This window comes from Longimycelium tulufanense, from assembly GCF_014645795.1.
Lineage (GTDB): Bacteria > Actinomycetota > Actinomycetes > Mycobacteriales > Pseudonocardiaceae > Longimycelium > Longimycelium tulufanense.
The window spans coordinates 73,243-87,984 of sequence record NZ_BMMK01000021.1; the positions used below are offsets into that span (position 1 = coordinate 73,243).

The 14,742-nt window shown below is 68.6% G+C and carries 14 protein-coding genes; 11 read left to right on the top strand and 3 right to left on the bottom strand.

Features of this window, described 5'->3' with window-relative positions; genetic code table 11:
• The first annotated feature begins 238 nt into the window (after window positions 1–238).
• From IEY55_RS20435 to IEY55_RS20445, 3 genes are all read left to right on the top strand, one after another.
• Window positions 239–532: a hypothetical protein gene (locus IEY55_RS20435; RefSeq protein ID WP_189060112.1), complete on the top strand. Its 294-nt coding sequence runs from the start codon at window positions 239–241 to the stop codon at window positions 530–532.
• Between the two features lie 468 nt (window positions 533–1,000).
• Window positions 1,001–1,168, top strand: a complete 168-nt coding sequence (locus IEY55_RS20440) for a hypothetical protein (RefSeq protein WP_189060113.1) — start codon at window positions 1,001–1,003, stop codon at window positions 1,166–1,168.
• Window positions 1,169–1,206: 38 nt separating this feature from the next.
• Complete coding sequence (locus IEY55_RS20445) at window positions 1,207–1,902, top strand: recombinase family protein (RefSeq protein ID WP_189060114.1); 696 nt, start codon at window positions 1,207–1,209, stop codon at window positions 1,900–1,902.
• Here IEY55_RS20445 and IEY55_RS20450 read toward each other — a convergent pair.
• Window positions 1,899–2,378, bottom strand: a complete 480-nt coding sequence (locus IEY55_RS20450) for a hypothetical protein (RefSeq protein WP_189060115.1) — start codon at window positions 2,376–2,378, stop codon at window positions 1,899–1,901. The genes IEY55_RS20445 and IEY55_RS20450 overlap by 4 nt on opposite strands.
• Window positions 2,375–3,631: an NsdA family TPR-like regulatory protein gene (locus IEY55_RS20455; protein ID WP_229686580.1), complete on the bottom strand. Its 1,257-nt coding sequence runs from the start codon at window positions 3,629–3,631 to the stop codon at window positions 2,375–2,377. The genes IEY55_RS20450 and IEY55_RS20455 overlap by 4 nt, the downstream gene beginning before the upstream one ends.
• A 342-nt stretch (window positions 3,632–3,973) precedes the next feature.
• Here IEY55_RS20455 and IEY55_RS20460 point away from each other — a divergent pair, with 342 nt between their 5' ends.
• The 6 genes from IEY55_RS20460 to IEY55_RS20485 all read left to right on the top strand — a co-directional run bounded on the left by IEY55_RS20460 (window position 3,974) and on the right by IEY55_RS20485 (window position 9,902).
• Window positions 3,974–4,342, top strand: a complete 369-nt coding sequence (locus IEY55_RS20460; RefSeq protein ID WP_229686581.1) for a hypothetical protein — start codon at window positions 3,974–3,976, stop codon at window positions 4,340–4,342.
• Window positions 4,343–4,347: 5 nt separating this feature from the next.
• The gene (locus IEY55_RS20465; protein ID WP_189060116.1) at window positions 4,348–4,689 is read left to right on the top strand and encodes a hypothetical protein; all 342 of its coding nucleotides are present in this window, start codon (window positions 4,348–4,350) and stop codon (window positions 4,687–4,689) included.
• 137 nt (window positions 4,690–4,826) lie between these two features.
• Entirely contained in the window at window positions 4,827–5,969 is a 1,143-nt protein-coding gene (locus tag IEY55_RS20470; protein ID WP_229686582.1) for an MFS transporter, read from the top strand.
• A gap of 144 nt (window positions 5,970–6,113) precedes the next feature.
• The gene (locus tag IEY55_RS20475) at window positions 6,114–8,198 is read left to right on the top strand and encodes a PhoX family protein (RefSeq protein ID WP_229686583.1); all 2,085 of its coding nucleotides are present in this window, start codon (window positions 6,114–6,116) and stop codon (window positions 8,196–8,198) included.
• 212 nt (window positions 8,199–8,410) lie between these two features.
• The gene (locus tag IEY55_RS20480) at window positions 8,411–9,631 is read left to right on the top strand and encodes a helix-turn-helix domain-containing protein (protein WP_189060118.1); all 1,221 of its coding nucleotides are present in this window, start codon (window positions 8,411–8,413) and stop codon (window positions 9,629–9,631) included.
• Between the two features lie 106 nt (window positions 9,632–9,737).
• On the top strand, window positions 9,738–9,902 hold the full coding sequence (locus IEY55_RS20485) for a hypothetical protein (protein WP_189060119.1): 165 nt from the start codon (window positions 9,738–9,740) through the stop codon (window positions 9,900–9,902).
• Window positions 9,903–10,146: 244 nt separating this feature from the next.
• On the opposite strand, the gene IEY55_RS20490 is transcribed toward IEY55_RS20485, so the two are convergent.
• Entirely contained in the window at window positions 10,147–11,385 is a 1,239-nt protein-coding gene (locus IEY55_RS20490) for an MFS transporter (protein WP_189060120.1), read from the bottom strand.
• A 587-nt stretch (window positions 11,386–11,972) separates the two neighbouring features.
• Between IEY55_RS20490 and IEY55_RS20495 the strand changes: the two genes are divergently transcribed.
• Entirely contained in the window at window positions 11,973–13,805 is a 1,833-nt protein-coding gene (locus IEY55_RS20495; protein ID WP_189060121.1) for a hypothetical protein, read from the top strand.
• Complete coding sequence (locus IEY55_RS20500; RefSeq protein ID WP_189060122.1) at window positions 13,792–14,721, top strand: hypothetical protein; 930 nt, start codon at window positions 13,792–13,794, stop codon at window positions 14,719–14,721. The genes IEY55_RS20495 and IEY55_RS20500 overlap by 14 nt, the downstream gene beginning before the upstream one ends.
• Window positions 14,722–14,742 lie beyond the last annotated feature (21 nt).

Genomic DNA, 14,742 nt, shown 5'->3' on the forward strand with positions numbered 1-14,742 from the left:
CACCCCCAGCAACCGTCCGGGCCGCCCGGCGAACCGTCCACCCACCACAGCCTCGCTGACCTGCTCGAAAGCTCCCAGGTGGACGGTTCGGACGGTCCGGACGGTTCGCTCCCCCGACCCTCACCAGCGCATGACTCTGGGGCATCCGGCCCGTGTTCCGACGCCAGGGAAAACCAGGCGACACCACGGTTACGGTGCGCACGTGAGAGATTCCCGATTCGGTAGCCACGAGGCACGGGTGTACGACGCTGCCGGCGAACGCACCGACGAGTGGCTACGCCATTACGACACCGGCGACCTCTGCGGAAAAGTCCGCGTCCTGCTGCAAAGCATGATCTGCACCATCGCCAGCGTCGAACAGTGCGCACCCGAGGAAGTTCCCGCCGCGATGCTGCACGACGTGCTCTGGAGGTCCAAGCCTCACACGGAGAAGATTCAAGACTGGGAAATCCGCGGCGCCGATCCCGCAACCGTCGAAATCGTGCTGGCTGCCCTCACGGTGCTGGCCACCGTCGATGCCACCGAGCAGTAACCACCGGGACGACCACCTCGACGCGAAGGACTCATCGCCCACACTCCCGCCACCGGGCGAGGTGTCACAAATGTGACACCACCTGCCGGCACGTTGCTGTAGGCGGTCAGCAGCGCCTACCGGGACCTGCGGTTTACCAGGCGGGTCGCGCACCATACTCACCTTGCCCCGGCCCCGGACTCCCCTTCCGTCCGGTCGCTGGGGCAGGTGTCCCAATTTGGGACAGTTGACGACCACGTCGACACGGAGGGCTCGCGTCCCTTCCGACACACCGGGGATAGCTGTCCCATCTGGGACAGGTGCCGACACGCCCGCGGCAGGCGGCGCAAGGATCAGGCCGACAGCGGGCGCCGCGACCGGTCGCTGACCCACATGCGCGTGCGCGAGACGAGCAGTCGAGGAAGCACTCACCGTCATCGGTGCGGACGTTCGCCGGCCCGTGACGCGCGTGCGCGGGAGGATGGCGAGGTGACCGACAACCACCCCACCGAGGGCAACGCAAGCCGAAGCAACATCGCCGACGCCGCCGGGGCGCTGGCCCGGTTGCTGGACGCGATCGACGCCGGAGAGATCGACGCCGACGAAGCCCAACGCGCCTACCTCGCGGGAGCCCTGGATGCGCTGCGCCAACTCTAGGCTTTACGGAAAAGAACCGTTTACCGTAAAGTTGGGGCATGGCAGCGACCCGACGCAAGCGCACCAGCAACCCCACCGCCGTCCGCGTGCTCGGCTACCTCCGGGTGAGCACCGCCGAGCAAGCCGACTCCCGGGCCGGGCTGGACGCGCAGCGAGCCACGATCGCCGCCGAAGCCGAGCGCCAGGGCTGGACCGTCGAGTACGTCACCGATCCCGGCTACTCCGCCAAGGACCTCAACCGCCCCGCTCTCACCGACGCCCTGAGCCGGCTCGACCGGGGAGAGGCTGACGTCCTGGTTGCCGCCAAGCTCGACCGGGTGTCCCGCTCGGTCGCCGACTTCGCCGCCCTGCTCGATCGCTCCCGCCGCAAGGGCTGGCGGCTGGTCTGCCTGGACCTCGGTGTGGACACGTCCACCGCATCCGGTGAGCTGGTGTCGAACATGATCGCCTCAGCCGCGCAGTACGAACGGCGGCTGATCTCCCAGCGCACCAAGGACGGGCTAGCGGCTAAGCGCGCCGCTGGCGTCCGCCTGGGCCGTCCCCCGGTGCTGCCCACCGAGGTCGTAGCCCGCATCGTGCGCGAGCGGCAGGCAGGCGCCACCCTGCGCGCCATTGCTGAGGGGCTGACAGCCGACGGCGTGCCTACCGCACGCGGCAAGGCCAAGTGGTCAATCTCCAGCGTTCAGGCCGTTCTCGCCGGCCAGGACGCGGCACGTTTCACGAGCGGGTCCTAGCCCCGTTGAGCGCCCGGAGGCCACACGACGGTTACCGGAATCCCGCGTTCGCGCGCCGCTCGAACGACGTCCGCTGTCCCTCCGTGACCCCGTGCGGGCAGCCCGTCCCATACAGCCATCAGGCGATCGGCAGCGTCGAGCATCCGCAGGCTTGCCGCCATGTGTGCCTCGGCGTCGGACTCGATGTGATCAAGCCGCACCACGTCGGAAGCGCGGGCAAGCAAGGCGTCGTAGGTGCTGTGATGGGACTCTGGGAGCCCAGCACGGTACTGGTGGGCCGGAATGATCGCGACAAGCGCCCCGCCCAGGTCGAGTACGGCCTGAGCGAACAGCGCGTCGGCGCCGTCCGCAAGGCAGCTCAAGCCGATCAGTTCGCCGTCCGCGTGGCGTCGCAGCTCGGCGCGGAGGGCGGCGTCAACCACGCGCGCCGTCTGTTCGGGTAGCTGCCGGTGTCCGCTGACGGCAAGCCGGATCACAGTGCCTCCCGCTCGTACAAGGCTGCCAGTGCGTTATCCAACTCTCGCGCCTCGACGGTCGCGGCCGGCAGGGATGCCCGGAAGGCGCGCACTCGCGCCGTGATGCGCTCCGAGCCGAAGCGCCGCCCCACGGCGAGCGCCTCCGCCGCGAGACTGCACGCCTGACCGATCTGCCCTGACCGCGCGAGCACAAGCGCGTGGTCGACCACGGCTAACGCACGCGGCTTGGGCATCTGTAAGGAGGGTGCAGCAACCTCGAACGCGGCCTGCGCCGCCCGAAGATCGCCGAGCAGGCCAAGGGCAGCGCTCTGGTATCGCGCGGCCTTCGGGGCATCGAACGCGAATACCCAGGGCCAACGCGGTTCACCCTGCCGTTTGGAGACGAGTTTCTCGGCTCGCCTCAACTCCGCGAGAGCCGACGTACGATCGCGAACAGCGGCATGAGCGACCGCGTGTAGCGAGGCAAGCCACGCACGGGTCGTGTTTGGGGCATCACGGTCAAGCCGAGCGGAGGCCCGGTCAATAAGTAACAGCCCCTGCCGGGGGTCGCCGGACTCAACGGCGAAGTGCCCCAGGCTGGCAGTCATGTATGAGACGAGCAAAGGATGCCCGGACGTCTCCGCGAAGCGGACCGCCTCGGTGTAATGGCGGCGCGCAGTAGCCGTATCGCCCCGGTCCACAGCAAGCCACGCGGCAAGGCCAGCAACCTCACTCAGGACGCCAAATCCCGTCGCCGTGCGGAGACGTTCGCGCACCAGGCCGGATGCCAACCGCAAGTGCGCGTCTACCGCTGGCGTGAGTTGATCGGAAGGAATGAACGACTCCAAGCGACGGTAGTGGGTGGTCGGCCCCGCGATCGTCGCCGCCAAGCTCTCGGGGGCACTCACCAGAGCAGGCACCTTGGGCGCGACGAAGACCCCCACACCAGCGCCAACCGCAGTCTTGAGGAAGGTCTTGCGGTCCACTTCGTCGACGGTAGCGCGAGACGACCGGAAGAACCCCAGCTCACGATCCGTCGCCACGTCGAGCACTACTCGCAGTGCTGCCCGGTAACGTGCCGCCGGCCACCGGATGACTCCGCGCTCCCACTTGCCCACATGGTTCGCGTCAAGCGCACTGATCTTCTCTGTGGCGCGGAAGACCTGAGCATTCACCAGCTCGGCAAGTTCCTGGCGGCTCAACGGCTCACCCGGAGTGGTCGGCGACTCGATCCGCAGACGCGCCGCGCGTAGCAGCTCATTCGGCTCAGGCATGCGTCGCTCCCCGTGTCGCGCTCCCTGCGGAGGGTAGTCACGCACGGACGGAGTGGGAAAGTGGAACGCTCCCCAAACTCTCCCCTTGCACTCCCTGCCCGCTTCCCTGTATTAGCATCGACAAAGCGCACACGCTCAGCCCGTGACGGTCATAGCGACAGCAGGGGCAGCGCTCGTGTTGCTGGGCGTGCTCCTCGTACTCACAGCAGGTCCCCTACAGCTCGAACCGGCGCGCGTCGCACTCAAGCCAAGGCCAGGGCGCACGCAGGCGGTATCGGTGGCCGAGCTGTGGCAGCGGTATGGCGGTGACCGGCTCCCGATGCTCCCGAGGGGTGAGCGTCGGTGAGTCAGCGCGAGATCGACGCGGCGGCCGTGCGCGCGTTCCCGGAGCTACGGCACCTGATCACCATCCGTGACGCCGGGTGGCGGTTCCTGCCCGCGCCAAAGGTCGACGGCGTGCCGGTTCGGGTAGACGGGTTCCGGGACCATGGCGGCTATCAGGACGCGATCCGGGTCGAGTCGCCGACCAACGCGATGGGTCTCCGGATGACGTGCGATGACCCACCCGGGATCGTGTGGGAGCGCACCGGGACCCTCGGTGAGGTCGTGACCGAATTGGTCCTCCTTCCGCCACCTGGGCACCGGCTCGCCCCGTACCTGGTTACCGGAACCGCGCCGCTGCTTGTCCCCTCCCTGGCTGGCTGGGAGTGATGACCATGGCACGTCACGTTCCCCCACAAGCCGCTGACGTGCGGGAGAACGGACACGTTCCGCCCGGTCAACCAGGCGTCGCTTTCGTCGGTCTACCCGCCGCATGGCATCACCGCGACGGGTTCACCTTCCGATGGGGACGCGGCGACAAGGTCGTCACCGTCCACCAGGGCCGACACCTCGCTTCGTACTCGAACACGTTCCTTGTCGATGCGCTGGAGGTCGGTCGGGACTGGGACGACGACAACGACGTAGCCCACATCGTTCGATGGTGGTTCCAGCACCGCCGCGAACAGGTCGTAGGGACGCCCCGGCAGGGCGGTGGGTCCGCACAGGACGTGGCGTAACCACTGGTGAGCACCCACCGACGTCGTGGACGGTCCGCCAGCGTGCGCCGGTCTGTCATGACGCTTCCCGCCCTTGGGCATGACACTCTCCGAGTAGCCCATATGGGTGTCATTAGCCGGGTTCCGTATTCGCGGCGGTGATCGCGTTCATGGGCATCGGCCTGGTGGACCCGATCTTGTTGTCGATCGCGGAGGCGTTGCGGGCCGGACCGTCGGAGGTGACTCTCCTCTTCTCCTCCTATCTCGGTGTTCAGGTGCTGGCCATGCTGCTGACCGGCGCGAGCACGGCGCGGTTCGGCGCCAAGCGGACGGTGGTCGGCGGGCTGGCGTTGATCGTGATCGCCACGGCGGCCTGCGCCATGGCGGGTTCGATCGGCCAGTTGGTGGCGCTGCGCGCCGTGTGGGGGCTGGGCAACGCGTTCTTCATCGCCACCGCGCTGTCGGTGATCGTGGGCGCGGCATCAGGTGGCCAGCAGGGCGCGATCCTGCTGTATGAAGCCGCATTGGGACTTGGCCTGTCCACCGGACCGTTGCTGGGTGCGGCGTTGGGGAGCGTGTCCTGGCGCGGGCCGTTCGCCGGTACTGCCGTGCTGATGGGGATCGCCCTCGTGCTCGTCGCTGGGTTCCTGCCTGCCGACAGGGGCGAACGAGGCGCCCCGGTGAGTGTCGTCGAGCCGTTGCGCGCCCTGCGGCACAGCGGGCTGCGGTGGACCTCGGTCGGCTCGGCGCTCTACACGGCGGCGTTCTTCACGGTGCTCGCCTGGTCGCCGTTCGTGTTGAAGATGGGCGCGGTCGAGGTTGGTCTGGTCTTCTTCGGCTGGGGGCTCTGCGTGGCGGTGGCCGGTGTCCTGTTCGCGCCGCGCTTGGCAGCCCGGCTCGGGGAACGGCGGGCGACGGTGGTCGCGGTGCTGGCCTACGCGGTGCTGCTGGCGGTCATGTCGGTCGACAGCCGGCCGGTCCTGGTGGTGGCGGTGATCGCCTCCGGTGTGGCGTCCGGCCTGCTCAACACGCTGTTCACCGGTACCGCCATGAGCACCAGCCCGGCGCCGCGTCCGGTGGCCAGCGCCGGCTACAACTTCTGCCGGTGGCTGGGCGGGGCGGCCGCGGCCACTCTCGTGGGACACCTGGCCAACTGGCTGCGCGCCGAGCACGCCCCGTTCGTTGTTGCCGCGGTGCTGTGTGTGGTCTCGGCGGTCGTGCTCGCCCTCGGCACCCGTGGCCCGGAGCCGGACGGAGAGCTCCCTGCTGACGCTGCGTTGGTTGGCGACGAGATGATGTGAGCCATCTCGTCGGCACTGCGGGTGATTGTGGACGAAGATCAGTTACGGAAAGTGTCCAGTTCAGGGTGAATTTACCCGTTCATCTTCCGTGCGTCGCTTGTCCGACTTAACGTCGCGGCGTTTCCCGGACTGATGGAGGTCTGCGTGTCCGCACGACGCCCGCGGCTGCTTCCCCTGCTGCCCAACCACCCCCTCGGTCGCGCCGCCGTCACCTGTGAGTACCGCTGCGGCAACGCCTGCGCCCACGACGCCCCGAACACCTCGGACAACCCGTACTTCGGCGAGGTCGTCGAGCAGGTGTTGTCACGTCGTGGCGCGCTGAAGGCGGGCGCCGTCCTGGCGATCGCCGGGGCTGGCACGGCCGCGTCCACCGGCACCGCCGCCGCGCAGCATCTTCCGGCTGGGTCGCCGTCGGCCGGAACCACCAAGGGGCACGGCCGGTGGAGCCCCGGCGTGAACTTCGACCCCGTCGCGCCGAACACCGAGGATGCGATGGTCGTCCCCGACGGCTACCAGCACCAGGTGCTGATCCGCTGGGGTGACCCGGTGCTGCCGGACGCGCCAAAGTTCGACTTCGACAACCAGACGGCGGCCGCCCAGGCCAAGCAGTTCGGGTTCAACAACGACTTCTGCGGCCTCGTGCCGATGCCCGGGCCCCCCGACCGCTGGTTCATGGTGAACAACCACGAGTACACCAGCGAGAAATACATGTTCCGCGGGTGGGACAAGGAGAACCCCACCGAGGAGCAGGCCCGGATCGCGTGGGCCGCGCACGGCCTTTCCGTCGTCGTGGTGGAACGTGACCGCCGTAGCGGCCGGCTCGAGGTCAAGCTCGATCCGCACTACAACCGCAGGATCACGTTGCTGACGGAGTTCGAGGTGCGGGGCCCCGCCGCCGGCTCGCGTTTCCTCAAGACCGCCGCGGACCCGACGGGCACGGTCGTGCTCGGCACGCAGAACAACTGCGCGGGCGGCGTGACGCCGTGGGGCACGATCCTGTCCGGCGAGGAGAACATCCACCAGTACTTCGCCAACGCGGACAAAGTTGCCGACCCGGACACCAAGGCGCGCCTCGAGCGGTATGGATTCCCGGAGGGCGCCAGCACGCGCAAGTGGGAGCGGTTCGACAAGCGGTGGGACCTGGGGCAGGAACCCAACGAGGCCAACCGGTTCGGCTGGGTGGTGGAGATCGACCCGCACGACCCGAACGCCAGGCCCGTCAAGCACACGGCGCTGGGCCGGTTCAAGCACGAGGGCGCGAACGTCATCATTGCGCACGACGGGCGCGTCGTGGCGTACATGGGCGATGACGAGCGTTTCGAGTACATGTACAAGTTCGTGTCCGACGGCCGGTTCCGTCCGGGATCGAGCCGTCGTGCCCGCGAGCACAACAAGCTGTTGCTCGACTCCGGCACGCTCTATGTCGCGAAGCTGAGCGGCGACAGCCCGGAACGGGAGATCGACGGTTCCGGGAAGCTGCCCAGCGATGGGGAGTTCGACGGTCGTGGCGAGTGGATCCCATTGGCGCACAACGACAAGAGCTTCGTGCCCGGGATGACGGCGGAGGAAGTCTACGTCTTCACCCGATTCGCCGCGGACAAGGTCGGCGCGACCAAGATGGACCGGCCCGAGGACGTCGAGCCGAGCCTGCGCAACCGGCGGATGTACGCGGCACTGACCAACAACAGCCGTCGGGGCGCGGCTGGTTACGCGCCGGCCGACGAGGCCAACCCACGCAACAGCAACAAGCACGGCCAGGTGCTGGAGCTGGAGGAGCGCTGGAGCGACAACACCGCGACGCGGTTCTCCTGGCGGCTGCTGCTGGTCTGTGGTGACCCGAAGTCGCCGGACACCTACTTCGCGGGGTACGACAAGAGCCAGGTCAGCCCGATCTCCTGCCCGGACAACGTGGCCTTCGACCGCTGGAACAACCTGTGGATCTCCACGGACGGCAACGCGTTGGGCAGCAACGACGGGCTGTTCGCGGTGCCGTTGGCCGGGTGGGAGCGCGGGCACGTCAAGCAGTTCCTCACGGTGCCGCTGGGTGCCGAGACCTGCGGGCCGGTGATACAGGACCGCTTCGTGCTCGTCTCGGTGCAGCACCCGGGTGAGGTCGACGGGCACAGCGCCGACAACCCGGCCTCGCACTGGCCCGATGGTGGCGACAGCCAGCCGCGGCCGGCGGTCGTGGCCGTCCGGCGCAAGGACAACGGCCTGATCGGCTACTGACGACGGACATCCGCGGGCCGATCGGCAGCTCCTGGCCTGCCGATCGGCCCGCCCGTGCGTAGGGGGCCGCAGGCCCGATCGATCGGTCGTGCAGAAGGGCCGTGCTGGTCACTCTGTCGGTTCGGTCACCGCGTCGGTATGGTCGGTGATACCTCTCCGCTGAGCGTATGTCGAGGGCCTAGCGGAGGGGACGCGGCGAAGGGGTGAGGTCGGTGTCAGCTCCGCTCGACCCGGATCTGCCTGTGGGGAAGCGAATCCAGTACTTCCGCCAACAGGAGGGGCTGTCCCGGCCGGTTCTGGGTGGCTTGGTCGGCAAGTCTGCGGAATGGGTGAAGGGGATCGAGACCGGGCGGCTGCTCCCCCCACGGCTGCCCATGCTGATCCGGATCGCCGAGGTGCTGCGGGTGGACGACCTTGCGGAACTCACCGGGGAGCAGAAGCTGTCGGCCGCAAGCTTCACCAAGGAACGCCACGACTCGTTGGACAAGGTCGCCGACGCGCTGGCCACCTTCCCGCTCAGCGCCGAGTCCAGCGAACCGATGTCGGCCGACACCCTGGCGTCCCAGGTGTGGCAGGCATGGGAGCTGTGGCACGGCTCGCGACGGCAGCGCACCGCGATCGGGGTGCTGCTACCCGGGCTACTGCGTACGGCTCCCGCAACCGTGCGGCGTATGGAAGGTGCCGAGCGCCGCCGCGGCCTGCGTGCGCTGGCCGAGATATACCACCTCGCCCAACTGTTCCTGAGCTTCCAACCGGTGCCCGAACTGGTGCACCTGACCGGCGATCGGGCGATGACCGCGGCGCAGGACGCCGACGATCCCGAAGCCATTGCGGTCACGGCCTGGTATCTCAACCACGTGTTCCGGGACGCCGGCCAGCGCCATGAGGCGCGCGTGGAGCTGGCGACACGTGCGGCCGGGACGCTGCGCCCGGAGACCGGCCCAGAACACCTGGTGCGATGGGGCCTCCTTCATCTGGCAATCGCCCTCTCCCATGCCAAGCTCGGCCGGGAGGGCGACGCCTGGCACCACTGGGACAAGGCATCCAAGGCTGCTCGCACGCTTGGTGATGGCTACGCCCACCCCTACCTGATCTTTGGCCCCGGAATGGTCGATGCCTACGCAATCACCATCAATGCCGACCTGATGAAGGGTGGCGAAGCCGTGCGGCAGGCGGACCGAATCGACCTGGCCACGATGCCGTCGGCAACGCGCCGCAGCTTCCACATGATCGAGACTGCCCGCGGGTACCACCTGCGAGGAGAGCACCTGGCCACCCTGCGCATGCTGACCAAGGCACACGAGGAGTCGCCCGACACGGTTCGGTTCAACCTGTTCGCTCGGCCGGTGGTGGCAGACCTCGCGGCCAAGGGTGGAAGCACGGTCCGCGCCGACGCGGCCGAGCTGGCGATGAAGATCCAGGTTCCGGTCTAGGGGTACAAACTGAACCCCTCCGGGCAGGGTGATCAGGTATACCCCGTCCTGCCCGTGAGCCCTCTTAGCGTCGCCTCCGGCCAGGCAGCACAGGGAGGTAGGCGCGATGAACGTGCGGGTGTGGCAGCTGATGACGCCGGATGAGGCCGCCGAGTGGGATCGCAGGATGGCTCCGTTGCGTGCTCGTCGGGTACGAGTCCGGCTGGCCACGAGCATGCCTGGCACGCTCCGTCGCCCGGCCGTTGGGCAGGTGCGTCGTGAGCGCGCTTGAGTTCTGGCTGGTGCGTGTGCCGGGCAGCCGGTCTCGCAGCCAGGTGCATGCCTTCCCTGCACCTGATGAGCAGCCTCTCGCGACTATGTGCGGGGTTGAGGTCGACCGTGGCCTAGTGGAGCAGACTACGGAGGGGATGCCGTGTGTGCGGTGCCTGATGAAGGTTGCCGATGGTATCGAGGTGGCCCGTTCGCAGACACCCGCAGCACTCCTCGATCCAGTGCTTCTCGGCTTGGACTAGTGGTCAGCCTTCCGGTGCCTTCTCGGGTGTTCCGGCATCAGTCCGTGCCGTCCGCAGGAGTCCTCGGTAGGCAACCACCGCACTCAGCAGGCTGAGCACCGCTGCCGTCAGGAACGCCCAACGGGCGTTGCCGTCCGCCGCCTGCGCCAGCACTCCAAACAGTGCCGCGCCGAAGGGATGCGCCGCCATCGCCGCCGACCGGGCGCTCGCGGTCACCCTCCCGAGAAGCTCGCGCGGCACGACCCGCTGCCGCACCGCCCGGATGTTCACCGTCGCCAGCACGGAGAGCGCACCGTGCACAGCGTTCACCACGCACAGCTGAACCGCGTTCCGCGCCAACGCCATGGCCAGCAACGAGAAGCCAAGAGCAATCACCGACCAGGCGATGAGCCGCTCCGAGGCGAACCGGTTGGCTGCCCACCGCGCGACGGTCATCGCCACGAGCCCGCCGACACCTGCCGCCGACAGGATGATTCCCACCCAGGTCGGGCTCGCCTGCAGTCCGCGCGTCGCGTAAACAACGATCAGGACCTCGACGGCGACCACGAAATTGATGACGACCTGCAGCGACACGATATTCGCGATGATCTGGCTCGATCTGATGTACCGAACGCCCGACATCATGTCGCGCCAAATCTTGGAACCGCCCGCGGTATTCCGCTCCGTGCGGCCGAAACGCAACGGGACGATCGTGAGTGCGGAAACGGCAAACGTCGCGGCATTGATGTAAAGGCACGTTTCCACCCCCAGTGACGCCAGCGCGACCCCGATTGCCGCGGGACCGACGAGGAGGCCGAGCTGGTTGCTGAGTTCGAGCCGCGCGTTGCCCGCCACCAGGTCCTTCGGCGCCAGGCTGTCCTTCACCGCGATCGCGATCGCGGTCTCGAAGAACACCCCCGCGGACGAGGCGCCGAACGCCACGCCGAGCACGAGCCACCCACCCGCCGGCAGCAACACCACCGCGGGCAGTAGAACGAACGAGACCGCACGCAGGGCGTCCGAGACGATCAGTACCCGCCGCACGTCCCAGCGGTCCACGAGCGCACCGGCGACCAGCCCGACCACCAGGTACGCCGCCGTCCGGGACGCCACCACCAATGCCGTCGCCAGGACGCTGTCGGTCGCCCGCAGCACCAGCAACGGCACCGCGAGCACCGCGGCGCCGTCCCCGAGGACGGACACGCTCTGCCCCGCCCACAGCAGCCGGAAACGCAGGCTCGACAGGCTCGACCCCGGCGCCATGTGCTCCCCCGAATGTCCTGTTGGTCTCCAAACAGGTCGAGAAACTCGCGTCACCTTAACGGATCCCGTTGGGGTGGCAGCAGCATCATTCGGAGGGCAAAAGTATCTGGACCGACGTGCCCACATGACGCTCCGCAATGGTCCGCCGGGTAATGCTGCGGCATTGGGGTGAACGGGAGGTCGGGTCCCTTGACGGCCGGCTGGGTGCCGCGAACACTCGGGCGAGTGGGCGTAATGGGTGACGCCTGGGGAGTTTCTTTTTCTCCGGAATCAATGGAACCCCTGCGTCCACCGAATGTTCCCCGTTATCCGCAAGGAGGGGAGGTGAAGTTCGTGGGCGAGAAGATCTCTGTCGAGGAGCTGCAGGAGCTGGCCGAGATCGCGGCGCGTTCCGAGGCCGCGGCCAGCGCGCTCCGCGCCGGCGTCGTCGAGTGATCGAAAGTCCTCGGCAGGCGCCGGAGCCGCACCGTGCGGCTCCGGCGCCCCCGCGATGGCCCAGGGGCGGAACGGCCGGCCCCGCCGCCCGCCCGGAGAACTTGGGGTTGTCGACCAGCTGCGGCCGACCGCACGAATTCTGAGGAGCACGAATGGCGGGTCTTCGGCGAACCGTTCCGTTTCTTTCCCAGGCACGTGTGTTGAGCGAGGAGTACAGCCTTCTGGTGGACAACACCGAGGTGGCGCTTTCGGCGGCGGACGATCCCAGGCTTGCGGGCACGCTCGCCCGGCCGATCAACCTTGGCCGCGCCGACCGGTGCTTACCCGCCGCCGAGGTCGAGGCCATCGTCGAGGCGCAGTACGAGGCGTGCCTCGAATTCATCTACGGCCACCCGGTGTGGCAGCGGTTCCGGGACGCCGAAGGGCAGGAGGCGCTCTATTCCTACCTCCTGGAGAGCCGGCACTACCTGGCCGCGGCACCGTTCCGCATGGCCAGCGGGATCACCGATGCCTTCCGCCCCTCGGAGCTGGTGCGCCTGCAGGCACACCACGTCGTCGAGGAAGCCGACCACGACAGGTTCTTCGAGAACGGCCTGGCCGAACTCGGTTGCCCCCGCGACCTGGTCCGCGAGGCACGCCCCTCACCGGTCACCGTCGAGTGGATCCACCTCATGCGGACCGTCGCCGCCTACGGTCCCCTCGCCGCCGCGATCTGTTCGGGCCTGCTGGAGTTCACGGCGGGCGACAAGGCCGCGGTCACCGGGTGGCACGAACACCTCGTCGAACGCGGAATGCTCCCCGCCGAAGCGGTCAGGGCGATCTTCGAGCACGTCGAGACCGACCTCGGCCTCGGCCACGGCTCGAACTGGCGCGACGCGATCCACGCGGCCAAGGTCGTCCCGGTCGCCGAACTGGCCGACTGGCTCAACGCCGCCACCCTGGTCGCCGAGATGATCGTGCGCTGGCTCGACACCTTCGAGTCAGGACTGGCTGGCGACTTGGTCACCACCCTGCCGCGCCTCCGGCTGGCCGGCGCGGCGCGCAGGTACGGCGGCGAGACCGACGGGCTTCCCGTGTGGCCGGCCGAGGTCTACCGGTCCTTCGCCCATGGTCCACTCAGCGAAAAGCCGGGCGTACGCCGAAGTCTGGCCGTCGCCTACGCCTTCAGCGGCAAGGTGGTCGACGCCGACTCGACCGGGATTGCGGAAACCGCAAAGAACTTCGTCGCTCGCGCCGCCCGTGACCTGGACCGCGGCGACAGCGCCGAGGAACTGGAGAAGATCGTCGACGGGTGGTTGACCGCGATCGACGGCCACCAGTTGTGGAGCGAGCTGTCCCAACGCACCACGTTCCCCCTCGTCTACGGCTGGATGGTCGAGAACTACCACTACGTGGCCGGGATCTGGCAGCACGCCGGCGCGGCACTCTCGGCCTGTCCCGACCCGGTTGTGCGCGCGGAACTGGTCAGGCACCTCACCGAGGAGTTCGACCACGGCAGCATGTTCCGCAACGGCATCGAGACCGGTCGCGGGGACCGGTACCAGGACCTGCCCGTCGCCGCGATGCGGCCGCTGCCGACCACGGTGGCCTTCCTCGGCACCCTGCGCGAGCTGAGCCAGCGGGATTGGAAGGGTTACGTGCTGGCGCTGGCTTTCCTCCAGCGGTCGCTCGGCACCAGTGAGCACGGACTGGGCGAGCGGCACGAGGGCTTCTACCGCGTGCTGTTCGGCGCGCTACCCGAGTGCATGCCCGTGGTGGCCGCGATGCGCCAGCACGACCTCGAGGACACCAAGCTCGGTCACGGCGACGACAGCCACGAGCTGCTGACCCTGCTCACCGACCGCTACGAGGTCGGCCCCGAGTCGGTCGCCGCGGCGGCCATCGTCCCGCAGCTGGCCTGGAGTTTCCTGGACGGCATCTGGCGGCACTACCGCCACGGTGATGCCGCGGTCCTGCAACGGGTCGGCTGGCATGTCGACGGTTAGCAGCCCGAACCTCTCCGAGGTGGGACACCTCGTCCCGGCCCGACATCGCCCCTCCATGGCGTGGGTGAAGCGGCTCGCGGCCTTGGTCGAGGACGGAGTCCCCACCGACGTGGCCGTGGCGCTCCGCGACCCGCGAATCCCACCGCGGGAGTGGAGCACCGTTCTCGCCAGGGAGTTCGCCCTCACCCTGAACTGGGCGGCTCGGCGTGTGCTGGCCGCGGCCGGCCACGCCCGGACCGGCCGCCCCCGATGGCCGGGGCTGGCGCCGGTGCTGAGCCTGCTGCCCCGGCACGGCCACGCGGTCCACCTGATCCGCAGGGCACTGCCGTTTGCCCTGTGCGGCCTTCCCACCGGGGTGGCCGGTCACCCCGAGCAGACCAACCAGCTGCGGGAACTCGCCGCCGTCCTCACCGACCTGCTGGACCTCTCCACGCCGCTCCACGTGTTTTCCAGACCACCGCACGAGGCGGTGGCCGAGATGGCGCCCGCCGAGCTGGTCGTGGTCACCGGACGCCCCGAATCGGTGGACGCCGTTCGGTCCGCGACCACCGCCACGGTGGTTGGCGCCACCGGTTCCTGCGTGCTCCTTGTCGGGTCGGAACCGGGCAGGCTGGCCAGGGTCGGTACCGTGCTCGGTCAGCTCGACCAACCGGGCAGCTGTACCAGATTCGGCGGCTGGTGGGAGATCGCGATACCCGACGGCACGCTCTGGCGACGCAACGGGGCTACCAGGGAGACAACGGCGGTGCTGGCCGAAACCCACCCCTCGGCGGTCTACCGGCTCGACGACGGCGTGGAGCCGACGGATCTCAGTGGCTACACCTGCCTCCCCTGCGATGACAACGCCACGCTGGGCACGCTGGTCGGCTTCGGCCGTGATCCCTGGTACCGCTGGCCCGGAGACTTCCTTTGCTGAGCAGTGCGCAACGGCGCCGAG

What these genes read in the sequence shown, in the direction of transcription:
- IEY55_RS20445 (WP_189060114.1), top strand. Translation starts at nt 1,207, where the DNA reads ATGGCAGCGACCCGACGCAAGCGCACCAGCAACCCCACCGCCGTCCGC.
- IEY55_RS20455 (WP_229686580.1), bottom strand. Translation starts at nt 3,631, where the DNA reads ATGCCTGAGCCGAATGAGCTGCTACGCGCGGCGCGTCTGCGGATCGAG.
- IEY55_RS20465 (WP_189060116.1), top strand. Translation starts at nt 4,348, where the DNA reads ATGGCACGTCACGTTCCCCCACAAGCCGCTGACGTGCGGGAGAACGGA.
- IEY55_RS20485 (WP_189060119.1), top strand. Translation starts at nt 9,738, where the DNA reads ATGAACGTGCGGGTGTGGCAGCTGATGACGCCGGATGAGGCCGCCGAG.
- IEY55_RS20490 (WP_189060120.1), bottom strand. Translation starts at nt 11,385, where the DNA reads ATGGCGCCGGGGTCGAGCCTGTCGAGCCTGCGTTTCCGGCTGCTGTGG.
- IEY55_RS20495 (WP_189060121.1), top strand. Translation starts at nt 11,973, where the DNA reads ATGGCGGGTCTTCGGCGAACCGTTCCGTTTCTTTCCCAGGCACGTGTG.
- IEY55_RS20500 (WP_189060122.1), top strand. Translation starts at nt 13,792, where the DNA reads ATGTCGACGGTTAGCAGCCCGAACCTCTCCGAGGTGGGACACCTCGTC.